Raw genomic sequence first — 24,120 nt, 5'->3', positions numbered from 1 at the left:
CATGCCCTCCATCCACGTCATGTCTTCCACTCTTGCCAGCCAGGTGGCGGCGGGCGAGGTGGTGGAACGCCCCGCCTCCGTCGTGAAGGAGCTGGTGGAAAACAGCCTGGACGCCGGAGCCAAAGCCGTACGGGTGGAGATACGCCGCGGGGGCGTAGGCCTGATCAAGGTGACGGATGACGGCTGCGGCATGTCCCGGGAAGACACCCAATTGTGCGCCAAGCGCCACGCCACCAGCAAGCTTTCCTCCCTGGAGGACCTTTTTGAAATCACGCACCTGGGGTTCCGCGGGGAGGCCATTCCCAGCATTGCCAGCGTGTCCCGCTTCAAGCTCTGCACCAGGCAGGCGCAGGAGCTGGAAGGCTGGGAAATACGCATTGACGGAGGCCAGGAACATGAGCCGAGAAGCTCCGGCGTCTCCCCCGGCACCGCCATTGAGGTTTCCGACCTGTTTTACAATACCCCGGCGCGTCGCAAGTTCCTGAAGTCCGCAGAGACGGAGGCCTCCCATGTGGAGCACCAGCTGCGCCTGCACGCCCTGGCCTACCCCCAGGTGCGCTTTACTTACAAGCGGGATGACCAGCTTATTTTTGACCTGCCGGCCACGGCGGACCTGCGCGTCCGCATTTCTGCGCTGACGGATGCGGCTACGGCGGCGGCCCTGATCCCGATAGAACCGGCCATCGGCCCCGGCATTTCCGTCACGGGTTTCCTGCTCCCGCTTTCCGAAGCCAGGCGCACCAGAAAGGGGCAGTACGTTTTCATGAATACCCGGCCCGTGGAAGACCAGCTTATCAACCGGGCCATCCGTGACGGTTACGGCGGCTTTCCCACCGGGCTGCATCCGGCGCTGTTCCTGTACATGGAGGTGGAACCCGCGCTGGTGGACGTAAATGTGCATCCCGCCAAGAAGGAGGTCCGGTTCCGCCGGTCCGCAGACGTGGTGAATACCATTGTGGAGGCGGTCTCCAACACCCTCCAGAAACATGCCCGCCGGGAAATCCACGCTCCCGCCGCAGGACCGGACACGGAAAGGCATCTTCCGGAAGCGCCGCCCTCCGCACCGCGTGAGGAAAAAGCCCTCCGGACGGTTCATCCCCTGCCGCCTTTTCCGGCAAAAGCCTGTACGGCTTCCTCCCCTTCCTCCCCGTGTACTCCTGTTTCCTCCCCTGCCGGAACCAGCCAGACCCGCAGAACCGTGCCCGTGGCGCCCCTCCGGCCCATTCCACTGAAACAGGTTCCCGCCACCCAGGGACGGCTGGATTTTCAGCATAAGACGGAAACCGGCTCCCCACAAAGCGCATGCGGAAAGGCAGCGCCGGAAAGGGACGCCTCCGCCGGATTCACTTACATGGGAACCCTCCGCCAGCAGTTCGCCCTGTTTGAAACGCCGGAAGGGCTGGTGCTGATGCATCCCAGGGCGGCCCGGGAGCGCATCATCTTTGAACGGCTGCGCGCGCACCGGGAAGCGCCGATGCCGTCCCAGCAGCTTCTGGACCCGGTGATGCTGGACCTGGACCCGCGTGATTTTGCCGTTATCCAGCAGTTCGCCCCCCATTTTGACCAGGCTGGAATGACCGTCACCCCCTTCGGGCAGAACACCATCAGGATAGAATCCCTTCCCGCCCTGCTGGAGCTGGACAACGCCCGCGCGTTCCTTCTGGAGCTGGTAGACCGCCTCACGCAGTCCGAATTCAGCCGGAACGCCAAACGCATGGCCTATGAAACTTTCATCGGGGAAATTGCCAGGAAATCCGCATGGAAGGAACGTATCCCCCCGCACCGCGCACCTGCCATCCTGAAAGAATTGCTGGCCTGCGAAGTACCGTACTGCACGCCGGGCGGCAAGCCTACGCTGGTTAATTATTCCGTTCCGGAGATCAAGCGCAAATTCGGCATCCAGGCGTGAGGGACCGTGCTTCCCGGGAAACGGGATGGACAAGGTTCTCTATGGTATCTTTTGACGGCCATGCCCACCTTCCCCGGAAGCTTGCTCTTGGCAACGGAGTTCCCCGCGTCTATACTGTTTGCCTGCGTTTCCGCCATCCAGCCCACATTCAGCCATGCCAGACCCCATCCCCAGCAAGTCCCCCGCGCCGCGCATTGCTGAAACCACCGCCGGAAAGGTGCTGACCGCGCTTCTGGCCCTTTTTTACCTTTCCCTGGCAACGACTGCCGCGGGGGGGGAATGGCACACCCTTTTTCTTCCTGCCTGCCTTTTGGCAGCGGCTCTTCTGCTGTTCTGCTTCTGCATCATCCGGGGAGACAAGATTCCCAGCCCCGGCCTGGCGGGCTGGCTCGCGCTGGGGCTGGGGGGCGGTTATTTTTTCCTGCGCGCGTGGCTTTCCCCCTGGTTTTATTATGAGAGCGTGGCGGACCTGGGCCTGATCACCACTGCCATGGTCATGTTCATGGCCGGGGCGTATGCGGGCGCGGGCGACGGGAAGAAGAGCATTCTTCCCCTGCTGGCGGCATTCCTCGGATTGCTGAACGCCCTGCTGTGGGGGTACCAGAACGTGACGGGAACGGAGGCTTCCTGGTTCAGGCCGGATTATTCCCTGTTCGGCACGGAGCTGCGCAATATCGGCCTTTTCGGCTACAAGAATTTTTCCGCCCATTTCCTGTCCATCACGGGGTTTTTCCTTTGCGCCTATAGCATGGCGTCCGCCAGAAAATGGGGTGCCGCCCTGTTTACGGGGCTGGCGCTCATCCTCGTCTCTTTCACCTGCAGCTCCCGTTCCGCCTTTCCGAACGCCCTGGCCGGCGTCACCCTCTGCTTCTTCATTTATACGTCCAGCGTATTCCGCAATAACAGGAAGTTTTACGCGGCAGCCATCCTGTTCATCCTCCTTCTCTTCTTTGGAGCCGCGTACGCCGTGCTGGACCTGGCGAACGGGGCCGGAAAACTGGGTTCCCTGCTGGACATATTCTCCTTCGGCAGCCGGCTGGACCTGTCCAAGCTGGCATGGGCTCTGGCGGACCAGGCGCCGTGGACCGGCCACGGCAGCAGGATGTTCACCAACCTTTCCACGGAATTCTTCTCCGGCGCCAGCCTCCCCAATTTTGCCCACCATGAATACGCGCAAGCCGCCTGTGACTACGGCTATGCCGGACTGGGGCTGATGCTGGCCCTGCTGGCCCTGTTCCTCTTTTCCGGGTTCCGCAGCGTGCTGAAGCTGGCGGACGGCCATCAGCGGACCAATCCCCTGGGGCCCGCGGCTTTCTGCGTGCTGTGCATCGCCGCCTTCCATGCCTACGGGGAGTTTATCTGGCATAATCCGGCCCTGCTGGGCGCCAGCGCCCTGTGCTGCGGCATTACCTGCACCGCCTCCCTTTCCAGAGTGAAGGCATCCCGGCGCGCCGGACGCTGGGTCCAGGCTTCCGCGGCCCTTCTGCTGGCAGTTCTTGCCCTCTGTTTCGCCTTCCTGGCCTTCCCGGTCTGGAAGGCCTCCCTGCACGCCGCCCCTCCTTCCTCCGACGGACGGCTCCCCATGCTGGAAGAAGCCGCTTCCGCCAGCCTGGATCCGGACCTGGTGCGGCGCAGCATCCTGCATGCCACGGGCAGTTCTCCGGCTCCGGACCAGGCCCGTCTCAGGGAGCTGGAGCGGCAGGAGGAAGAGGCGGAACTTTTGAGCCCCGGCAACCATGGAATGGTAGCGGCCAAGAGCCTGCTTTACATCCATCAGGGGCGCTACACGGAGGCGGAACAGATGCTGCGCCCGTATCTGGATCCCGGCAGGTTTGACGACCGTATGTTCGCCTGGACCACCATTTACACCAATATGCTGTATTCCTGGAGCGCGATTTCCGCCTCCCGGTCCCCGGGGCAGGCTCTGTCCATGGCCCTGACGGCGCAGGAAATAATGTCCGCCCAGACGGACCAGTGGCTGTTTTACGGGGCCCTGGATCCCGAGGTCAGGAAAGAACATGACCTGCGCCTCAGCGAGCTCAAGATGCTGATCCTGACGCTGCAGTCCCGCGGAGCGGTTCCCGATTCCTCCTGGCGGAAGTAGGGATCCCGGGACTTTCTCTCCCTCCTTCCTGCCGCCATGCTCCTGTTGTCACAGGCCGTGCCCCGTGCAGCCGACTTTTTCCAGATGTTCCTTTCCCAATAACGGAATAGTTTTCCAGATAGCCGGAGGCGGGCAGCGCCATCCGGACCGGAGCGGAAGAATGGGTGTCATGCTGGAATTCCAACCCGGGGCATCCGTATTCCATCTACGCTGGCGCACGGCGTTTTTCCCGTGGCTCCGGGCCTTTCAGGCCCGGAGCCACTCTTTTGTTTCCCTCTTTGTCCTGCCCGTCCGCCGCCGCGCCGCGCATGCCGCAGGACGGCTGCATGACCTTCTCCGGCTCAACAGATGTATGCCCGGAGGTTTCTATTTCTGTAATAAAACTATTTTTAAAATGCATATTTCCATCAAACGCATTTATGATCCCCAGGACACCGGAGACGGATACCGCGTGCTGGTGGACCGGCTGTGGCCGCGCGGCATTTCCAAGGAAAAGGCTTCCTGGGATGAATGGGAGAAGAATGTAGCGCCCACCACCCGCCTGCGCCGGTGGTTCGACCATGATGATGCCAAATGGGACACGTTCCGCCAGAAATATTTTGAAGAGCTTGACAACAATAAGGAGGGGGTTCCCCACCTCCTCCAGCTGGCCCGCAAGGGAAAGATCACGCTGCTGTATTCCGCCAGAAACACGGAGCACAATGAGGCCGCGGCGCTGAGGGATTACCTGATGCAGCAGTCTTCTTCATAAACAGGCGCACATTTTTGCACAAGCGCCATCCGCAAGACCCAAATGCTGTTACAGGGACCTATGATATGGCCGGATTTCTTCTCTCGTTCATGAACAAGTGAAGAAAATGGAAAGGAGGTGAATATAACATGGCAACCAGTTCCCACATGAGTGGAAATCACAGAGGCGATTCAAAGAAGCGCTCTGAGACCACCACCAATAAAACCGGGCAGCGCGTCAAGCGTGATGCTTCAACCGGGCAGTTTATGACCGAAAAGAGCTCCAGCTCCAAGGACAGCCACAAGGAAAAACACTAATTTCCGTGCGCTCACTGCCCAATTCAGGTTCCGGACAAGTTCCGGAACCTTTTTTTTGTTCTCCCTGCGCCGCAGGAACGCGGGAGAACCGCGCCGTCAGCGCACTCCCAGTTCTTCAAAAGCCCGCAGGCCGAGATCCCGGGGAGCTTTCCGGTCCCCGCGGACCACCACGGCAAAAGGTTCTTCCCGGCCCGGCACGTAGTACGCCGCGCTCAGAACCATTTCCTCCCCTTCCAGCCGGGCGTAAACCCCCACGGGCGTGGAGCAGCTGGCGCCCAGACGCACCAGGAAGGTACGCTCCGCCAGGGCGCAGTCATGGGCTGCCGGATCATTGACGCCTTTCAGAATGTCAGCCGTCTCCTTATCGGCGGCGCGGCATTCCATCCCCACAATGCCCTGCCCCACGGCGGGAATGAAGGCTTCCACCGGCAGGGGGCGCATGTAAAGTTTTCTTCCCTCCGCCACGGTTTCCGGAGCATACAGCCCCAGGCGGTCCAGTCCGGCCCTGGCCAGAATGATGGCGTCCCAGCCGGGGCGCTCCGCCAGCTTCGCCAGACGCGTGGGCACGTTGCCCCGCAAGTCCTCAAACCGCAGGCCGGAGCCCCAGTACGTACGCGCCATGAGGCGGCGGCGCACGCTTCCCGTAGCCAGGATGCCCGTACCGTTCCATTCCGGCTCCTTCGTAATCAGAACGTCCTCCACGGCGGCGCGGGGAAGGACGGAGGCCAGCGTGAAGCCGGGCGCCAGCTCGCTGGGCACGTCCTTCAGGCTGTGCACCGCCACGTCAATGCGGCCTTCCCGCAGGGCGGATTCCAGCTCCTTGATGAAGATTCCCTTGTCCACGATGCCGGAAACGCGGGCCACGTCCGCCAGAGGCACGTCCGTGCGGCGGTCCCCGGTGGTATGGATGATTTCACGGCGCACGTCCAGCCCCGGATGGCGGAGGGCCAGGGCGGCCTGTACCATGTCCGCCTGGGCCAGCGCCAGGGCGCTTCCGCGGGTGCCGATGATGAGGGTGTTTTTACTGGTCATAGAGAGCGGAGTCCGGAAAGTATTTGGAGATGTTGTCCTGGATGATGGCCTCGCACCGGGAGACTTCCTGCTCCCGGCTGCGCTTGGCTTCATCCGCCAGCTGGGTAAGGGTGTCAATGTCGTACAGGTACACCTCGTCAATGTCCGCCACGTCCGGTGAAATGTTGCGCGGCACGGAAATGTCAATCAGGAACAGGGAGCGGTACTTGCGGGCGGCGCGCAGGGGCAGCAGCGTCTCCTGCGTGATGATGCAGTGGGGGGCGGCGGTGGCGGCCACCACCACGTCAATGTCCTTCAGGTAATCCCCCCACACGTCGTACCGGATGGCCTGGCCGCCGATCGTGCCCGCCAGTTCCACGGCCCGGTCAAAGGAGCGGTTGGCTACGTAAATGCCCTCCGCCCCGCGGGCGCGGAGCGCGCGGCCCGTCACCCGACTCATGTCCCCGGCCCCCAGGATGAGGACGCGCGTGCCGGAAAGGTCGCCGAAGATTTGTTCTGCCAGCTCCACGGCCACGGACCCCACGGAGGTGGCCCCGGCGTGAATCTGGCTGTCCGTCCGCACCCTTTTGCCGATGGTGAAGGCTTTCTGGAAGGTCTTGTTGGCGCAGCCCGCGGTCACTCCGGCGTCCAGCGCCATCTGGTAGGCCGTCTTCACCTGGCCGAAGATTTCCGTTTCACCCAGCACCATGGAATCCAGACCGCTCAGCACGCGGCACAGATGTTCCAGCGCCTCCGCGCCCAGGTGGCTGTAAAAGTGAGCGCCCATGTTCACATTACCGCGCCCGGTCCCCAGGAAATGGGAGAGGATGTGCTCCTGTGCGTTTTCCGGCCGTTCTGACCAGTAGTAGATTTCCATCCGGTTGCAGGTGGAGAGCACCACGCACTGGTCCACGTCCGGAAGGGAGCGGATGCACCGCCCTTCTTCCTGGAGCCTGTGGGACGGCACGGCAAAACGCTCACGTATTTCCACGGGAGCGGTCCGGTGATTCAAGCCTAAACAAACCATTCTCATCAGCTTACCAGGAAAATGCTCATGGATGCAATAAAGAGGGCCACGCAGCAGTAAGCCAGGGCCCTGCCCGGCATCCCGCGGCGGTAGGCCCGCCACAGCAGGGCGGCGTAGCCCAGCGTCAGCAGAATGACAATGAGGGTCTTGGCCCCGTTGATGGGGAGATGCCGCTGCCAGCCCAGCCATTCCCCGGCCAGAAGCAGGATAAACGCCACCAGGACCAGGCGCTTCATGCTGGCTTCCAGCGTGCGGATGGGGGGCAGAAGGCGGCAGGTGCCGGGAATCTGGCGCCTTTTAAGGCATTCATTCTGCATGCAGAACGCCACGCCCGCGGCGGCGGCCAGGCCGCCGGCCCCGTAGGACATCATGGCTACGCCCACGTGCGCCGTCACCCAGAAGTCATGCGTGCCCTGCACGTCCGCGCCGGATACGCCGAGCAACAGGGAAAGCGCCGTCAGCAGGGCAATGGCCGGAGCCGTGAAGATGCCCAGCACGGACATGCGGTAGGCGCGGCCCAGCAGAAGGTAAAAGAGATTGATGGTCCAGGAGAGGAAAAAGAGCACCTCCGAGGCGCCGCGGATGGGGCACATCCCCGTCTGGTACGCCTTGACGCAGAGCGCCCCCGTCTGGAGCGCAAACAGGCACGCCATCCAGAGGTGGGCGTATAAAAAACGGCGGCCGGAGGCCAGCAGACGCCATCCCAGCCCCGTGAAAGCCAGGGACAGGATGAGGGATGCAAGGGCCCACCAGTTGTCGTTCATAGGTCCGGTACGGGAAAAAGTTCAGGAGCGCAGGTCGCGTTCAATGACGGCGTACGCCTGGTGGTTGTGAATGGATTCAAAGTTTTCCGCTTCCACCCGGTACCAGCTGAAGGCGGAATGGCTCTGCGTTTTCAGCGCCACGTTCCGCACCAGGTCTTCCACAAAAACGGGGTTTTCATAAGCCTTTTCCGTCACCCATTTTTCATCCGGCCTTTTCAGCACGCTGTACAGGGAGCAGCTGGCGCAGGATTCCACCAGGTCAATCAGGTCTTCAATCCAGACGGGCCGGGAGGCGAAGCGCACGGAGTAGGTGACCAGCCCGCGCTGGTTGTGGGCTCCATAGGAACTCATGGCCTTGGAACAGGGGCAGAGCGTCGTCACGGGAACGACCACGGTCAGCTTGAAGTCCGCCAGCTTGTTGTCCGCTTCCGCCTCCATCTCAAAACGGACCACGTAATCCATCATCCCTTCAATTCCGGTCACGGGGGCATTCTTGGCGCGGAAGAACGGGAATTCCATTTCCACATGGGAGCGGCGAGCGGACAGGCGGCTGAGCAGTTCCCGGGGGATGGCCAGGGCCGTATGCACGTCCAGCAGGGGGCCGTGCTGGTGAAGGGCCTCCACAAAGCGGCTCATGTGCGTGCCCTTGAACTTTTCCGGCAGGTCCACCGCCAGGGAAACCGTTGCCACGGTGGACTGGATGCGGTTGAGCTTGTCCTGAATCTGGATGGGGAAGCGCAGTCCCTTGACACCCACCCGGTCAATGGAGATATTGCGCGTATCCGCCTCAGACTGGGTATCTTTCAGTTCCTGCATGGGGAGGGAGGATGATGGCTGGAAATAAAGCGGGAGTCTGCCCTGTTACCGGACAAACTCCCGCCTGCAAAGACAATTTCTACCGAAAGAGATTTTCCTTGGCGCTTGTTACGGCAGAAGGTTGATGGAACGGGCCCGCTTGATTTCACGGGTCACCTTGCGGTGCATCTTGGCAGACAGACCAGTCACGCGGCGGGGAAGAATCTTGCCGGTTTCAGAGGTGAACTTGGACAGGAAATCGGGGTTGAGCAGATCGACCTGATCCATCGGGATGTCGAGACGGCGGCGCGGCATCTGGCGATTGCACGTGCGGAAACGAATACGACGTTCTACAGTCTTGGGTTCAGTGGACATAATAATAAAGATATAGGCTGGCCCGTAATTAACGCATTTCACGATGAAGCGTACGGCGCTTCAGGAAAGGATTGTATTTAACCTTTTCCAGGCGGCCGGGGGTACGCAGGCTCTTCTTGTTGCGCGTGGTGACGTAGCGGGACGTAGGCTTTCCTTCGGCTTTGGCCTCAGTGCATTCGAGGATGATGATGTCTCTTGGCATGATGAAAATGTGTTACGGGGGAGGATTTATACACTATTCTTCATCATCGTCAAGTGAAACAGATAAATCTACATCATTTTGTCCACCCGCAAAGCCCAGGGCCACCCTGGGGCGGAACCGGGCGTTCTGCCCTTTTTCCTTTTCCCACTGGGCCTGGCATTCCACGGTAAGGCGCGCAAAGGGGATGGCCTCCAGGCGCAGGATGGGAATGACCTTGTATGACATTTCACAGATGCCGTACGTTCCATTGTCAATGCGGGCAAGCGCCTGCTCGATTTCATACAGGCCGTCCTGTTCCTTGGAAAGAAGGCTGAGGGCGAAGTCACGGTCATAGGCGTCGCTGCCGGCGTCCGCCTGGTGCTCTCCGGAGCCGGAGGCTTCACTGCCTTCCGGATGGTTCCGGAGGGTGTCGCGGGCCACGCCGCTCATGTTGTCCAGCGCCCTGTCGCGCAGGTCCATCAGGTGCTGGCGCTGCATCAGCACAAAGGGTTCCCATTCCGGATCCGCAGCCAGCTGCGCCTTGGCGGCGGCGATGGCTTCCGTCTGTTCATCCGTCAACTCATTCCTGGAGGGAGCGGGCGCCGGAGCGGCGGGAGAAGCGGCGGCTTTCCTGGCCGGGGCCTTTTTAGCCGTCTTCGGTGCCGGCTTCTTTTCCACAGCGGCGGCAGGGGAAGCGGCTTTCCTGGCCGGCTTGACGGCCTTTTTCGGTTCCGCAGCCTTTTTCTTTTTCGTGGGAGCCTCTTGCTCTACGGGCGTCTTGCAGGCGGTCTTCCCGCAGGTCTTTTTCTTGGGAGCCGGAGCTTTTTTGGCGGCGGCCTTGCTTTCGGTTTTCTTGGGAGTAGGCATATGAGGTGTCTCTATGGGCTGAGGTTGACGATGTTTCACGAACAGCGGGCGAGACCGCCCAACTGACTAGACTATGAGACACTACAAGCGGCCAAATGTTCATTCAAGAAAATTCAGCAATGAAACAAGTCATTTTCCCCGGCATCCATCCAGCCGTTTTTTTAACGGAAACGTACTTCATTTAACCTTTTCATCGACCCATAAAATTCTATATTGGTACCATATGACAGCTTCAACCATCCCCACCATCGGCGTTGACTTCGGGGGAACCTCCATCAAGCTGGGGGTCGTCAAAGGGACGGAAGTGATCGCTCACGCGCCTTCCATCGCCACCCAGGAATACGGCAATCCGGATCAATTGATTGAAGCCATCGCCCAGTTTGTGAACATGCTGCGGCTGAACCACCCGGAGGTGCAGGCCATCGGCATGGGCATGCCCGGCTTCGTCAACTTTTACCAGGGAACCGTCTACACGCTCACCAACGTGCCGGGATGGAACAACGTTCCGGTGCGGGACATGCTCCAGGCCGCCTGCGGACTGCCCGTGTACGTGGAGAATGACGCCAACTGCATGGCCTATGCGGAATGGAAGCTGGGGGCCGGAAAAGGGAAAAGGCACCTGGTATGCCTGACCCTGGGCACGGGTGTGGGCAGCGGCCTCATCGTGAACGGGGACCTTGTACGCGGGGCCACCTGCTCCGCCGGAGAGCTGGGGCAGACGAGCATTGACTACCGGGGACGGCTGGGCCATTACGGCAACCGCGGCGCCCTGGAGGATTACGTGGGCAACCGGGAAATAGCGGCGGACGCCCGCACCCTGTACGCCAGCCACGGCATTGACAAGGCCATTGTGGACTGCAACCCCATCGCCCTGGAGCGGGCCGCCCTGGCGGGGGATGAAGTGGCCGCGCAGGTATGGCGGGACCTGGCCGTGAAGCTTTCCTGCGCGCTGATGAACTGCTGCTACCTGCTGAACCCGCAGGCCATCATCATCGGCGGCGGCGTGGCGAAGGCAAAGACCCTGCTTTTCCAGCCACTCCAGGAAATCATGAGAGCCCAGCTTGCCGCCCCGCTGGTGGAACAGCTTGAAATCCTCCCCGCCCAGTTCGGCACGGAGGCGGGCATCCTGGGTTCCGCCCATCTGGCGCTCAACACCCACTTTGGCGAAACGTTCCGGGCCTGATTCTCGTGTCCTCCACCCAAATACTCAGGCTCACCTCCAAGCTGGGGCTGGCTCCGGAACAGGAGCAGGACTTTCTGGACGCCATGCAGGCCGGGGACCGTTCCAGAAGCGCGCTGGTCATCACCCCGCAGGCTCCGGAAGGCTACGTTCCGCCCTTCCCCGCGGATGAAACGCCGCGGGACTGGGGGCACCCTTCCATCCCCGCGCTCCCGGCGGGAGAAACGGAGGCGCGGCCCGGTTCCCTGCCGGATTATGAACGCGGCTACTACTATCCCCTGGACCTCTCCTCCGTCTGGGAAACCGCCCCGCTGGCCCATCTGCCCTTCCGTCCGGAACGCTGCCTGGACCTGTGCGCCGCGCCCGGCGGAAAAAGCATTCTGGCGCAAACGAGGGTAGCCCCGCGGGAGCACGTCTCCAACGAGGTGCACCCCAAACGCCTGGGCATCCTGCGCCACAACCTGCTGCGCTGCGGTTTCACGGGCCTGTACACCCAGCGCCTGCGGCCGGACCAGTGGGCGGAACTAGCCCCCGGCTGTTTTGACCTCATTCTGGCAGACGCCCCGTGCAGCGGACAGTCCCTGCTGGCCAAGGGCATTCCCAATCCCGGCTGCTTCAATTCCTCCGTCACCGGAGGCAACGCCAAACGGCAGCGGGGCATCCTGCTGGCGGCGGTCCGGTGCCTGGCGCCCGGAGGCTATCTGCTGTACACCACCTGCACCTACGCCCCGGAGGAGAACGAGCGCAACATTCTGTACTTGCTGAAACGCTGTCCGGACCTGCGCACCGTATCCGTGCCGGAGCTGGAGCCCTTCCGCTCCGCGCTGACGCAGGAGGCCTGCTACCGGCTCATGCCTTTCCACGGCGCGGGCGCGGGCGGCTTCACCTGCCTGCTGCGCCGGGAGGGGGAGCATGGCCCCCTGCCTCCCCTGCCGGACGAACTGCTGGCCTGGCCCATTCATGCCATGAACCAATCAACACCATGAAGATAGGCATTTTTTCCGACCTGCACGACCGCACGGACCACCTGGAGCCTGCCATGCGCCAGATGCGCCTGATGGACTGCGGACATTTCTTTTTCCTGGGAGACTGCACCACCCCGGAAAGCTTCCTGCGCATCCTTGAGCTCACCGGCGGCCTGCCGCTGGACGCCGTGCCGGGCAATAATGACTACGAGCTTCTCCTCATGCAGCGGATGGCGGCCAATTCCCCGGCGGCGCGCCTGCACCCGGAACACGCCGTCATCACCCGGTACGGCATGAAGTTCTCCCTCTCCCATTATCCCAAATACGCCATGCAGGAGGCCAGGAACGGCAGCGTGGACGCCGCCCTGTACGGACACACCCACCAGGCCGCGCGGGAAACGTACGGCGGGTGCCTGCTTGCCAATCCGGGGGAACTCCAGGGAAGGACCGGGCGCATCGGCTTCGGCATCCTGGATACGGACTCCCGCATGATGAACCTGCACGCGGTGGATTTCAGCGCATCATGAACACCCTGGACGTCTGCTGCGCCCTGATTGAGCTGTCCGCCGCCCGGGGCCCCCTCCTCCTGGCCGCCAAGAAGGCCGCGGGGCAGTCCAACGGGCTGCTCTATGAATTTCCCGGCGGAAAACTGGAACCCGGGGAGAACGCGCAGGACGCCATCATCCGGGAAATCCGGGAAGAGCTGGGGTGCGCCGTCCATCCCGTCCGCATGCTCACCCCCGTGCGGCACGGGGAAAAGGAACGCGTCATCCGCCTCATCCCCTTCCTGTGCCGCCTGGACCCCGGAGCGCTGCCCCGGCCCCTGGAGCATGAAAGCCTGGGCTTCTTCTCCCGCCGCACGCTGGCAGAACTGCCATGGGCCCCCGCAGACCGCCCCATTTTAAAGGAATGGCTGGAAGGCGCCTGCTGACGGAACGGCATCCCGTTCAGGTTCAGTCCTATCCCCGGCGGCTCCCCGCGCATGTCTTAAAAGATTCCAAAAACACCTTGGATAATATCCCGCCATGCAGTATATAAGGTGCTGGCTGCTGCACTCGTCAACACCTGGCAAAGTGGCCCGAACCGATATTATACCTAATGGGGGCAGCCCCGACGCAGGGCTGACTAAGTCCTATACCGGATAAGTCAAAACAGCGGCGGAAGTCCCCGCTCTATTGAGGCACGGGAACGTGGCTCATTGCCAGTGACGGTGCAGCGGTGTCTTTCCTTTCCCCTTTGCAGCCGGGAACCCGGCGGGAGTCCGCCGCCATTTGAAGATGTGCACCCGGAGCATGCCCGCCCGGCAACTTTCCACGGCCCTCCCTCCCCGCATGGTTTCCGGACAGGCGCCCGGATGCATTAAAACGAACGCATCCGCGCCCTGGCCACCATGGCCTTCAAATATTCCCGGGCCTTCCGGTCCCGCTCCTTCCGCCCCCTGCATGGCCGGGAGGAACGGCAGAAGGAATGGAGAAGCCTGAACAGCAAATCAAATAAATCATTCTTGTACATACGGTTGACTGGCAATTTCCGGATCACATGATCCTTCACATCTTACTTTGCAAGAAACGTGCCAGTTTTTACCTTTGAGCGGAAAAGCATGAAGGCCAATTGATTGCCGGGGAACGTTCCGGGCGGCTTGTCCCCAGCTCTTTACAATTCCGTAAAAAAGAGCCAGGGCATTACGATTATGTAACATAATTAGTTAATATTTCATAACTGTTATGGAATGAAATAAATCCTTAGACATTTCAGGAAATCATGGTAGGATCACTCCCCGTTGCAAAAAAGTTTTTAACATCTGTGCAACTTTTTCATTATTGCGAAGTATATTATAGTCGTGAAGGGATTTATCAAACTCATCATCGTCATTGTCGTTCTCGCAGGCGCCTGGTTCGCCTGGGAACAGTGGAAAGGGAATGAAGCCATTCAGGTGGAGTACCAGACAGAGCCCCTGGAGAAGGGGGACCTGATGATCACCATTGATGCCACCGGCGTCACGGAACCGGATGAACTGGTGGACGTTGGCGCGCAGGTCAGCGGCATTATCATGGAGTTCGGCAAGGATCTGGACGGCAAGGTGGTGGATTACTCCAGCCCGGTGAAGGCGGGGCAAATGCTCGCGGAGATTGACAAGCTGCCCGTGCAGCTGGACGTGCAGCGGGCGGAAGCCTCCAAGGCGCAGGCATCCGCCGGAATCGCCCGCGCCAGGGCGGACATCCAGCAGGCCAAGGCCAAGCACCACCAGGCCAAGCTGGACCGGGAACGCGCGGAAAAGCTGGGACCGGGGGACGCCCTGTCCAAATCCAGCTATGACCAGTACATTGCGGATGAAGAGACCGCCCGCGCCAACGTGGCCGTGGCGGAAGCCTCCCTGCTGGAAGCGGAAGCATCCCTGAAACAGGCGGAAGCCGCGCTGAAAAAGGAAATGCGCAACCTGGAATACACCACCATCCAGTCCCCCGTGGACGGCGTGGTGGTCAAGCGCCTGGTGAACATCGGCCAGACGGTGGTTTCCAGCATGAGCGCCTCCAGCCTTTTCTACATCGCTACGGACCTCTCCAAACTTAAAATCTGGGCCGCCGTGAATGAGGCGGACATCGGCAGCATCCGCAAGGGGCAGGAAGTGATCTTCACCGTGGACGCCTTCTCCGGCCGCAAATTCAAGGGGACGGTGGACAAAATCCGCCTGGACGCCACCATGACCTCCAACGTGGTCACCTACATTGTGGACATTGACGTGCCCAACCCGGACAAGCTCCTCATTCCCTACCTGACGGCCAACGTCCAGTTTGTCGTGGAGGATATCCGGAACGCCTTCCTGGTCTCCAATGCCGCGCTCCGCTTCCAGCCGGAAACGGACCTCATCGGCGCCGAACAGAAAAGAACCCTTGAACAGATGCAGCCTGAACTGGCCGCTCCCGCACAAAGCGGACAGGAGAAAAAAGCCGTGGTCTGGGAACTCAGGGATGCTGTTCTTTACCCCCACCTGGTCACCAGGGGGGAAAGCAACGGCATGCTGACGGTCGTCAAGGGGGAAACGCTCCGGGAAGGCATGGAGATTGTCTCCACGGCGCAGATACTGAACCGCTCCGGAAACTCCGGTGACGGAACGTCCGCCTCCGCCGGCGGTGAAAACCCGTTTGCGCCCAAGATGCCTCCGCGCCGCAAGCCGAGCACGGGCAATACGAAGGCGGCCTCCGGCAATGGCGGGCCGCCCCCGCCTCCCTGATCCGGGAACAACCCGCATCCGCCAGCTCAACCATTTTTTACCGCATCAAGCATTATAATATAATAACGTGATCCGCTTACGTGACATAACCAAGGTGTACCACCTGGGGGAAATTGACCTCCAAGTGCTCAAGGGCATCACCCTGGACATCAAGGAAGGGGAGTTCGTCTCCCTCACGGGCGCCTCCGGCTCCGGAAAATCCACCCTGATGAACATCCTGGGCTGCCTGGACCGCCCCAGCTCCGGCCATTACTACATTGCCGGAGAAGACGTAGCCAAATTCAACGCCGCAGAACGCGCCACGCTCCGGAACAAGCGCATCGGCTTCGTCTTCCAGAACTTCAACCTGCTCTCCCGCACCACCGCGCTGGAAAACGTGATGATGCCCGCCGTGTACGCCCACCCCACTCTCAGCATGAAGGCCATGCGCGAACGCTCCGTGGAACTGCTGAACCTGGTGGGCCTTTCCGACCGCATGGACCACACCCCCGCCCAGCTTTCCGGCGGCCAGCAGCAGCGCGTAGCCATCGCCCGCTCCCTGATCAACAACCCCAGCATCCTGCTGGCGGACGAGCCCACGGGCAACCTGGACTCCACCACCTCCAAGGAAGTGCTGCACATGTTCAAGGACCTGAACCGCCGGAAGGGGATCACGGTCATCCTGGTGACGCATGACCCCAAAATAGCCGCCTTCACGGACCGGGCCATCAACATGGCGGACGGCCTCATCTGCGAAGGGATTTCCGACACGCTAAGCAAGGACGACGTATGAAATTCCTTCCCCTCCTTAAAACCTGCATCAAGGCCCTGGTGCGCAACCCCATGCGCGCCGCGCTCACCATCCTGGGCATCATCATCGGCATTGCCGCGGTGATCGCCATGGTGGAAATCGGCCAGGGGTCCACGCTCCAGATTAAAAACACCATCGCCTCCATGGGGGCGGACACCCTGAACATCCGCCCCGGCGCCATCTCCAAGAGCGGCGTCAACACTGGCGCGGGCGGCAGGGCCTCCCTGACCAACGCGGACTGTGAAGCCATCATGAAGGACTGCACCATGGTCCTGCGCGCCACGCCCGTGGTGCGCGCCAGCGGGCAGGTCATTTACGGCAACAAAAACTGGAGCCCGGAAACCGTGGAAGGCGGTTCCGTGGAATACCTGAAGATCAAAAGCTGGTATGACATGGAGCGCGGCCAGCCCTTCTCCGAGGAAGACGTGGAGCAGGCCAGGCGCGTGTGCGTCATCGGCCAGACGGTAGCCAGGGAACTCTTTGGAGATGAAGACCCGCTGGGCAAGGACATCCGCATCAAGAACGTCATGTTCAAGGTCATCGGCATTCTCCAGAAGAAGGGGGCCAACATGATGGGCCGCGACCAGGACGACTCCATCATCCTGCCGTGGACGAGCATCCGCTACCGCCTTCAGGGGCTGGGGGGCGGGTCCGCCTCCTCCTCCGGCAAATCCACCACCACCTTCAACCGGGCGGACAAGTACACCGCCAATTCCGTGGATTACTACACGGAAACCACGGACCAGCCGTACACGGACGCCCCCCATCCGCGCCGCTTCAATAACATTGACTTCATCATGGCGCAGATTGCGGACCCGGAACGCTCCTCCGAGGCCATAGACCAGATCACGGAAGTCATCCGCGCCAAGCACAACCTGAAGGACGGCCAGCTGGACGACTTCCGCGTGTGGGACATGGCTGAAATGTCCCGCGCCATGAGCAGCACCACGGAAGTCATGACCAACCTGCTGATGATCGTGGCCATGATCTCCCTGGTCGTGGGCGGCGTGGGCATCATGAACATCATGCTCGTCTCCGTCACGGAACGCACCAAGGAAATCGGCCTGCGCATGGCCGTGGGCGCCCGTCCTCAGGACATCATGCGCCAGTTCCTGCTGGAAGCGGTGCTGCTCTGCGTGGTGGGCGGCGCGCTGGGCATCATGCTCGGCAAGGCCATCTCCATCATCGTCAGCCGCACCATGAACTGGGCCACCGCCTCCTCCCCGGAAGCCATGGCCCTGGCCGTGGGCGTCTCCGTATTCATCGGCCTGGCCTTCGGATGGTATCCGTCCTGGAAGGCTTCCAAAATGGACCCCATCGACGCCCTGCGCCACGAATAACCCGTTACTCTTTTCCTTCCCATGTCATCCACGTTCAAATACCTCCCCCTTTTGGCCGCATGCTGCCTGAGCTCCTGCATGGTAGGCCCGGACTTCCGGCCGCCGGCCAATGACCTGCCTTCCTCCTGGGCCACGGCCCGCCCCCCCCGCAGCTCTGACAAGGACCTGCGCTCCTGGTGGAACATCTTCGGAGACCCCCAGCTCAACCGCCTGGTCTCCGCCTCCCTGAACAACAATCCGGACATGAAAGTGGCCCTCCTCCGCATCCGGGAAGCCCGGGAAAGACTGCGCGTCTCCCAGGCCTCCCTGCTGCCCTCCGCGGATGCCAGCGCGGGCTGGAGCCTGTCTCCGGACCGGGGCTTCCGCAGCTCCACCTCCCAGGACTTCACCCTGGGGGCGTCCACCTCCTGGGAGCTGGACCTCTTTGGCGGCAACCGCCGTTCCATTGAGGCGTACCGCGCTTCCCTCATGTCCACGGAGGCTTCCGCGGGCGCCGTGCGCACAGCCCTGCTGGCGGACGTAGCCACAGCCTACTTTGACTGGATCACCGCCTGCGAACAGCTCCGCATTGCCCGCGAGCAGCTGGAAATCCAGCGCAACACCCTCACCATTGCGGAAAAGCGTTACAAATCGGAATTCGCCCCCCGCCTGGACGTAGAACAGGCCATCTCCACCGTAGCCTCCACAGAAGGCCGCATTCCGGCGCTGGAAGCACAGGTGGCCTCCACCAAAAACCAGCTCTCCGTCCTGCTGGGTACGTACAACTCCCGCGTGGAACTGACGCTTCCCAAAACCTCCGTCTTTGAAAAAACGCCCGTGGTTCCGGTGGGCCTCCCCTCCGAGCTCCTGCGGCGCAGGCCCGACGTCATCGCCGCGGAGGCGGACCTGCACGTGGCCGTGGCCAACGTGGGCGTAGCCGTGGCGGACCTGTACCCGCGCTTCAGCCTGACGGGTTCCCTCTCCGGCCGCGGCGGAGACTTCGGCCAGCTCTTCCGGGAAAACAACAACGTCTGGTCCCTGGGCGGCAACCTGGTGCAGCCTCTGTTCCAGGGCGGAGCCCTGAGAGCTACCGTGCGCGCCCAGAAGGCGGCGGCGGAACAAGCCGCGGAAACCTACCGCAAAACGCTCATTACCGCCGTCTCCGAGGTGGAGGACGCCCTGATCGCCTATGGCAACTACACCTCCCAGATGCAATACCTGCACAAGGAAAACAACGCCAACAGGGAGGCCTTCCTGCTCTCCCGCACCCTGTACATCAACGGGCAGACGGACTTCCTGAACGTCGTCACGGCCCAGCGCTCCTGGCTCAGCTCTGAGGAGTCCCTGGTCACCATGAAGCAGAACATCCGCAAGGCCGTCGTGCAGCTCGCCCGCGCCCTGGGCGGCGGATGGTAAAAGGCGGCTTTCCGGCGCCGGACGCACATTCTCCGTTAAAACGGCGGCTTCTTCATCCTTGAATCACTTCTTCTCCCTGCGCTCCTTCATGACGGATGATGCAGGGAGAAGTTTTTTTCGCCATGGAACGCCGCGGAAGTACGGAGCGCACGGAAACCGGGGAAATAGGGTCCATATTTTCTTCCGGCCATCAATAATTGCGCTGGCCTACCGGGCATGATGACCCGTTCCCGGCGGCGGAGCTTCAATACAGGATTGAAGGATGACGGGACTACAGGCAGGATAGGGCAGAACCGGGCCGGAATCCGGCATACGGGTTCCAACAGAGGCCATCCCACTGAAAACGGAACATCATCACCACATGAAAACAAGCGGCGCACCCCAGGTAATCTTTAAAACAGTTGCTTCACACCGGACGGAATATGAACATCCCATCAAGCTGAAAAAGGGGGAAAGCGTTACGCTGGGGGAAAGAGCGCCGGAAGAAAACTGGAAGGACTGGATTTGGGCGGAAAACAGTAAGGGAACAGGAGGCTGGGTTCCGGTTCAACTGATTGACTGCCAGGAAGGCGGAACGCGTGGGATTGTGCTGGAAGATTACAGCGCCAGGGAATTGAACGTAGATCCCGGAGAAGAAATCGTCAAGATCAAGACGCTGAACGGGTGGACATGGGTCCGCAGAACCAGCGACCGGGAGGAAGGCTGGATACCCAATGAGACCATTGGAGATGAAGCGGCGCAGACCGCGGAAAACGGGTGCCCTTGAACCAGGCGACGCATCCGGAAAAATCTCCCTTTTACTCTGAAAAAACGGTTTTATTCCCCTGCCCTCCGGTTCGTCAGGCTTCCGGCGCTCCCCGGATTTCCCTCATCACCGCGTCAATGAGCAGGCGCGTTTTCACGCCGGGCAGCACGTTCAGGTCCATGCGGTTCATCGCGTAGCCGAAGGAGAGGCCGCTGGCCGGGTCCGCAAAGGCGTGGGAACCGCCCGCCCCGGCGTGGCCGAAGCCGCCGGAGCCGAACAGGCGGCGCAGCTTGCGGCCCGTGGCGGGGTCCGCCGGGTCATGCATGAAGCCGCAGGAAAAGGCGGTGGGCGTTTTCAGGGTCAGGTCCGGCCCGTCAATGACGATGTCCCGCATCCAGCCGCGCACGGCAGACGGGAATACCCGGAGTTCATCCAGCCCCAGGCACGCCTGGTAGAATTTTGCCATGCCGCGGGCGGAAGCCACGCCGCCGAATGCCGAAGCGCCGGACGTCCACGCTTCCGGCGTATTCATCTGCCGCACGCTGTTCAGTCCTGCCAGGGTGTTGAACGCGCGGTTCACGGGCGTTCCCTTCTTCATGTATTCCTGATAAAACGGCGTGCCCATGTTGGACATGTCCATCTTGCCGGGGTACAGCGTCGCCACCCGTCCGAATTCGGATTCCGGCAGGCGGATGTAAAAGTCCAGGTCCAGCGGCGCGCGGACGTATTCCTCCCAGTAGCGCCAGAGGCGCTCCCCGGTCAGGCGCAGCATGAGTTCATCCAGCATGACGCCATAGGTATGGGGATGGTAGCCGTGCTCCGGGGGCTCCCACGCCGGAACGGTTTCCTCCAGGGCGCGCACGCAGTCCTCATGGTCAAACACGCTGGCCGTCCGTGAGAAGGCCGCCAGGCCGCACTGGTGGGACATCATTTGCGCGATGGATGCGTAAGGCAGCGGGAATTCCGGCCACAGTTCCCCCACGCTCATTTCCGGGGAAGCTCCCTGCCGGTGCAGGGCCAGCAGCAGGGCGGCGGAAGCGGCCCCCTTGGTGGCGGAGTAAACGGGAACCAGGGAGCGGTCCGTCCACGGGCGCGTTTTATCCGCCACGGCAAAACCGGAATGCAGGGAAACAATTTCCCTCCCTTCCTTCCAGACGGAAAGGGACGCGCCCAGTTCTCCGTAATCACGGAAGTTCCTTTCAAAAGCTTCAGCTATCTGCCGGTCATTATCCATTCCCTTAAACAGTCCGGGTCCATCTCCGGATTCCGGGAGAAGGCTACTCCCCCACGCCCCGGAAAGCAAGCCCCCTCCCTGTCCTGACGGGCCGCGCAGGGGCCATGCCTGATGGCCGGGGCAACGGCCAGCATCATCGCAGGCGGGCGGCGAAATACCGGGATTTTCAAGGTTTTATCGTTGGTCTCCCGCATTTGGGCGTTGACCGGAGGGTTCCAGGGACAGCACGTGCAGGCGCCCCTCCGCCACTCTGAATTTCACCTCTCGGCCGGAGAACAGGAGGCCGTAAACCCGTTCCGGGTCATCCTGGTACTGGGGGCGGGGGTCCAGGGAGAGCGTATCCGCCAGCGCCGCCAGTTCCTCCGGAGGCATGGATTCCCCCAGGGCGGCGGGGATTTCCACATCCAGCCGCTCATAGGGAGACGCGGTGAATCCCTCAGCGGCCTCCGGAATGCAGTCCGCCAGGGGAACATAAGGCTTGATGTCCAGAATGGGCGTGCCGTCCACCAGGTCCACGCCGGAAAGGTGCAGCACCGGCCCGTCTTGCGGGTGCAGTTCCACCCGTTCCAGCCTGACGGCGGACAGGCCGATGGGGTTGGGCCGGAACGGCGCGCGCGTGGCAAACACCCCCATGCGCACATTACCGCCCAGGCGCGGAGGCCGGACGGTGGGGCTCCACCCTTCCCGCAGGTTTTCACTGAATACCCAGATCAGCCACACATGGGAAAAGCCTTCCAGGCCGCGGACGGCGTCCGGATTGCGGAACGGCGGCTCAAACACCAGACGCGCCCGGGCGCCCGGTACCAGGCCGCTCTGGCGCGGTACGCCGAACTTGTCCGGATAACACGTGCTGACGCGGGCGACGGGATGCAAGCGGAAGCTAATAGCTAATAGTTAATAATTAACAGTTTCCGGTCTTTTTCATTACGCTTTCGTCAGAAGCAGTGGAGCTGTTCTCCGAGCACTACGGCTTCCACCTTTCCCTTCAGGGTTTTGCCCAGGAAAGGGGTATTGCGCGCGCGGCTGCGGAGCGTTTTATCCGTGACGGGCGTTTCACCCTCCGGGTCAAACAGCACCAGGTTGGCCGGAGCGCCTTCCTCCAGGGAGACGGGAGGCAGGCCCATGAGCCTGCGGGGAGCGTCACTGCATGCGCGCGCCACCGTCTGCCAGGACATTTTCCCGGGCTGAACCAGATATTGGTAAATGGCGGGAAGGAACGTATCCAGCGCAATCATGCCCTGCGGCGCGACGACGAAGTCCTGAAGCTTGGAGAACGGAGTGCAGGGCGTGTGGTCGGAAACGATGCAGTCAATGGTGCCGTCATTCACCGCGGCAATCAGGGCATCCACGTCCGACTGGTCCCGCAGGGGCGGCAGGGTTTTGTAACTGGTATCGTAACGGCCCACGTCCTCATGCGTGAACAGGAGGTGGTGAAGGGCCGCTTCCGCGCTCAACCCGGCGGTTTCCGGCTTGCAGCGGCGCAGGATGTCCACGCTGCCGGCGGTGGAAACGGTCTGGACGTGCAGGGAGTTGCCCGTCTCCACGGAAAGGCGGATGATGGTTTCCATGCCTATTTCCTCCGCGCAGGAGGGGGAGCCCGTCAGCCCCAGGCGGTAGGAGGTGGTGCCCGGGTGCATGGTGGCCTTGGCCGTCAGGGACGGCACGTCCCCGCGCAGGGCGAAGGTGAGGTTCAAATTGCTGGCGTACTGCATGGCGCGGTACAGCAGCAGCATGTTGTCCGGCGCGCGGTCCCCGTCCGTGATAAAGCGCACGCCCTTGGCGCGCAGGGAATCGTAGGAGGCCTGCTCTTCACCGCCGTCCCCCTTGGTCAGGCAGCCGGAGGGGATGACCTCCACCAGCGCGTCCGTGCGGCAGATTTCCATGAACGTGGTGATCTGGGCGGCGTTGTCCATCACGGGATCGGTATCCGGCATGGCCATCAGGCCGGTCACGCCGCCATGCAGGGCGGCCGCGGTAGCCGTGGCCACGCGCTCCTTGTCTTCCCGTCCGGGCTGGCACAGGTGCGCATGAATGTCAAACAGGCCAGGGAGCACCAGCTTGCCGGAGGCGTCCAGCACCTTCTCCGCGGAATCCTCGGAGAGCGTTCCGGCAGGCGCCTTGGCGGCGATCACCCCTCCGGAAACCAGAATATCCACCGGAGCGGAACCGTCCGCCAGCCGGGCATTGCGAATAAGTACGGAAGTTTTCATGAACAATTAGTGCTGGGTTTGCGGGGTGAGATGGTAAAGGATGGACATGCGGCACGCGATGCCGTTCTCCACCTGCCGGTTGATCAGGCAGCGCTCGTAATCCATTGCCAGGTCGCAGATTTCCACGCCGCGGTTGACCGGGCCCGGATGCATGATGTACAGGCCTTCACCGGAAATGCGCTCCAGCCGTTCCTCCGTGACGCCGTAAATCTTGTTGTACTCCCGGGCGCTGGGGAAGAAGGGAGCGTCCTGCCGTTCCTTCTGCACGCGCAGCAGGTAAATCACGTCCGGCTTCCACGCGAACGCCTCGTTGAAATCTGAAAAGCGGGGAATGCCGGAATGCTCCGTGCGCGGCACCAGGGAGCCGGGCCCCAGGTAGGCCACTTCCATCCCCAGCCTCTTCATCAGCAGGGAGGTGGAGCGCGCCACGCGGGAATGCAGGATGTCCCCCACAATCAGCACGCGCTTTCCCCGTACCTCCGGAAACACCTCCCGGATGGTGAAGGAATCCAGCAGCGCCTGGGAAGGATGGGCATGCGCCCCGTCCCCGGCATTGATGACGCTGGCGCAGGTATGGCGCGCAATCACGTTCGGCAGGCCGCTGTTATAATGGCGCACAATCACGTAATCCACCTTCATGGCCTGGAGCGTGGCGATCGTGTCCTGCACGGATTCCCCCTTCACCACGGAAGAGGTGGACACCGTGAAGTTGGTCACGTCCGCGGACAGGCGTTCCGCCGCCACCTCAAAGGAGGAGCGGGTGCGGGTGCTGGGCTCATAAAAAAGCGTCAAAACGGACTTCCCTTTCAGGGCAGGCACCTTTTTGACGCTTTTGGTGAAGAGCTCCTTCATCGGACCGGCCGAATCCAGCAGCGTATGAATTTCCTCGTCGGTCAACGAGGAGATGTTGAGAAGATCCTTGCGGGGATTCATGAAAAACGGGTAATGG

At 61.7% G+C, this 24,120-nt stretch carries 23 protein-coding genes; 12 read left to right on the top strand and 11 right to left on the bottom strand.

The window, feature by feature from the left end; all coding sequences use genetic code 11:
- Nucleotide 1: 1 nt before the first annotated feature.
- The 3 genes from mutL to CXU21_RS00410 all read left to right on the top strand — a co-directional run bounded on the left by mutL (nt 2) and on the right by CXU21_RS00410 (nt 4,764).
- Nucleotides 2–1,909, top strand: coding sequence for a DNA mismatch repair endonuclease MutL (mutL, locus tag CXU21_RS00420; protein ID WP_102724623.1), 1,908 nt, complete (start codon nt 2–4; stop codon nt 1,907–1,909).
- 154 nt (nt 1,910–2,063) lie between these two features.
- Nucleotides 2,064–4,013, top strand: coding sequence for an O-antigen ligase family protein (locus CXU21_RS00415; RefSeq protein WP_102724622.1), 1,950 nt, complete (start codon nt 2,064–2,066; stop codon nt 4,011–4,013).
- Nucleotides 4,014–4,407: 394 nt separating this feature from the next.
- Entirely contained in the window at nt 4,408–4,764 is a 357-nt protein-coding gene (locus tag CXU21_RS00410; protein WP_102713937.1) for a DUF488 domain-containing protein, read from the top strand.
- 392 nt (nt 4,765–5,156) lie between these two features.
- On the opposite strand, the gene hemC is transcribed toward CXU21_RS00410, so the two are convergent.
- From hemC to CXU21_RS12605, 7 genes are all read right to left on the bottom strand, one after another.
- Complete coding sequence (gene hemC, locus CXU21_RS00405; RefSeq protein WP_180972558.1) at nt 5,157–6,092, bottom strand: hydroxymethylbilane synthase; 936 nt, start codon at nt 6,090–6,092, stop codon at nt 5,157–5,159.
- Complete coding sequence (gene hemA, locus CXU21_RS00400) at nt 6,082–7,083, bottom strand: glutamyl-tRNA reductase (RefSeq protein ID WP_257997337.1); 1,002 nt, start codon at nt 7,081–7,083, stop codon at nt 6,082–6,084. The genes hemC and hemA overlap by 11 nt, the downstream gene beginning before the upstream one ends.
- Nucleotides 7,084–7,103: 20 nt before the next feature.
- A complete protein-coding gene (gene ccsA, locus CXU21_RS00395; protein ID WP_102724619.1) occupies nt 7,104–7,862 on the bottom strand; it encodes a cytochrome c biogenesis protein CcsA in 759 nt (252 codons plus the stop codon).
- Between the two features lie 21 nt (nt 7,863–7,883).
- Nucleotides 7,884–8,678: a GTP cyclohydrolase FolE2 gene (folE2, locus tag CXU21_RS00390; RefSeq protein ID WP_102724618.1), complete on the bottom strand. Its 795-nt coding sequence runs from the start codon at nt 8,676–8,678 to the stop codon at nt 7,884–7,886.
- 108 nt (nt 8,679–8,786) lie between these two features.
- Nucleotides 8,787–9,032 carry a 30S ribosomal protein S18 gene (gene rpsR / locus CXU21_RS00385; RefSeq protein ID WP_022396980.1) on the bottom strand — a complete coding sequence of 82 codons (246 nt, stop codon included), beginning with the start codon at nt 9,030–9,032 and terminating at the stop codon, nt 8,787–8,789.
- Between the two features lie 28 nt (nt 9,033–9,060).
- Nucleotides 9,061–9,234: a 50S ribosomal protein L33 gene (gene rpmG, locus CXU21_RS00380; protein WP_022396979.1), complete on the bottom strand. Its 174-nt coding sequence runs from the start codon at nt 9,232–9,234 to the stop codon at nt 9,061–9,063.
- Nucleotides 9,235–9,267: 33 nt separating this feature from the next.
- On the bottom strand, nt 9,268–10,080 hold the full coding sequence (locus tag CXU21_RS12605) for a TraR/DksA family transcriptional regulator (protein ID WP_102724617.1): 813 nt from the start codon (nt 10,078–10,080) through the stop codon (nt 9,268–9,270).
- Between the two features lie 223 nt (nt 10,081–10,303).
- Between CXU21_RS12605 and CXU21_RS00370 the strand changes: the two genes are divergently transcribed.
- The 9 genes from CXU21_RS00370 (at nt 10,304) to CXU21_RS00330 (ending at nt 19,748) form a co-directional block, all read left to right on the top strand.
- Entirely contained in the window at nt 10,304–11,263 is a 960-nt protein-coding gene (locus CXU21_RS00370) for an ROK family protein (protein ID WP_102713700.1), read from the top strand.
- A gap of 5 nt (nt 11,264–11,268) precedes the next feature.
- Complete coding sequence (locus CXU21_RS00365; protein ID WP_102724616.1) at nt 11,269–12,246, top strand: RsmB/NOP family class I SAM-dependent RNA methyltransferase; 978 nt, start codon at nt 11,269–11,271, stop codon at nt 12,244–12,246.
- Nucleotides 12,243–12,752 (top strand): metallophosphoesterase family protein, encoded by a 510-nt coding sequence (locus CXU21_RS00360; RefSeq protein WP_102724615.1) that lies wholly within the window; start codon nt 12,243–12,245, stop codon nt 12,750–12,752. The genes CXU21_RS00365 and CXU21_RS00360 overlap by 4 nt, the downstream gene beginning before the upstream one ends.
- Entirely contained in the window at nt 12,749–13,156 is a 408-nt protein-coding gene (locus CXU21_RS00355) for a (deoxy)nucleoside triphosphate pyrophosphohydrolase (RefSeq protein WP_102713706.1), read from the top strand. Before CXU21_RS00360 ends, CXU21_RS00355 begins: the two co-directional genes overlap by 4 nt.
- Nucleotides 13,157–14,065: 909 nt before the next feature.
- On the top strand, nt 14,066–15,457 hold the full coding sequence (locus CXU21_RS00350) for an efflux RND transporter periplasmic adaptor subunit (RefSeq protein ID WP_102724614.1): 1,392 nt from the start codon (nt 14,066–14,068) through the stop codon (nt 15,455–15,457).
- Nucleotides 15,458–15,524: 67 nt separating this feature from the next.
- Complete coding sequence (locus CXU21_RS00345) at nt 15,525–16,229, top strand: ABC transporter ATP-binding protein (protein WP_102713939.1); 705 nt, start codon at nt 15,525–15,527, stop codon at nt 16,227–16,229.
- Nucleotides 16,226–17,587 (top strand): ABC transporter permease, encoded by a 1,362-nt coding sequence (locus tag CXU21_RS00340; RefSeq protein WP_102724613.1) that lies wholly within the window; start codon nt 16,226–16,228, stop codon nt 17,585–17,587. The genes CXU21_RS00345 and CXU21_RS00340 overlap by 4 nt, the downstream gene beginning before the upstream one ends.
- A 21-nt stretch (nt 17,588–17,608) precedes the next feature.
- Complete coding sequence (locus CXU21_RS00335; protein ID WP_102724612.1) at nt 17,609–18,982, top strand: efflux transporter outer membrane subunit; 1,374 nt, start codon at nt 17,609–17,611, stop codon at nt 18,980–18,982.
- 361 nt (nt 18,983–19,343) lie between these two features.
- Nucleotides 19,344–19,748, top strand: coding sequence for an SH3 domain-containing protein (locus CXU21_RS00330; protein WP_102724611.1), 405 nt, complete (start codon nt 19,344–19,346; stop codon nt 19,746–19,748).
- A 73-nt stretch (nt 19,749–19,821) separates the two neighbouring features.
- Here CXU21_RS00330 and CXU21_RS00325 read toward each other — a convergent pair whose 3' ends face one another.
- The 4 genes from CXU21_RS00325 to CXU21_RS00310 form a co-directional block, all read right to left on the bottom strand.
- On the bottom strand, nt 19,822–20,961 hold the full coding sequence (locus CXU21_RS00325; protein ID WP_102724610.1) for a serine hydrolase domain-containing protein: 1,140 nt from the start codon (nt 20,959–20,961) through the stop codon (nt 19,822–19,824).
- A gap of 174 nt (nt 20,962–21,135) precedes the next feature.
- Complete coding sequence (tsaA, locus tag CXU21_RS00320; RefSeq protein ID WP_219723137.1) at nt 21,136–21,834, bottom strand: tRNA (N6-threonylcarbamoyladenosine(37)-N6)-methyltransferase TrmO; 699 nt, start codon at nt 21,832–21,834, stop codon at nt 21,136–21,138.
- A gap of 62 nt (nt 21,835–21,896) precedes the next feature.
- Nucleotides 21,897–23,171 carry a dihydroorotase gene (locus tag CXU21_RS00315; RefSeq protein ID WP_146016870.1) on the bottom strand — a complete coding sequence of 425 codons (1,275 nt, stop codon included), beginning with the start codon at nt 23,169–23,171 and terminating at the stop codon, nt 21,897–21,899.
- Between the two features lie 6 nt (nt 23,172–23,177).
- Entirely contained in the window at nt 23,178–24,104 is a 927-nt protein-coding gene (locus tag CXU21_RS00310; protein ID WP_102713722.1) for an aspartate carbamoyltransferase catalytic subunit, read from the bottom strand.
- Nucleotides 24,105–24,120 lie beyond the last annotated feature (16 nt).

Origin of the sequence: Akkermansia muciniphila, assembly GCF_002884975.1 — a bacterium.
Taxonomy (GTDB): domain Bacteria; phylum Verrucomicrobiota; class Verrucomicrobiia; order Verrucomicrobiales; family Akkermansiaceae; genus Akkermansia; species Akkermansia muciniphila_C.
This window is presented reverse-complemented; position numbering and strand designations above follow the sequence as displayed.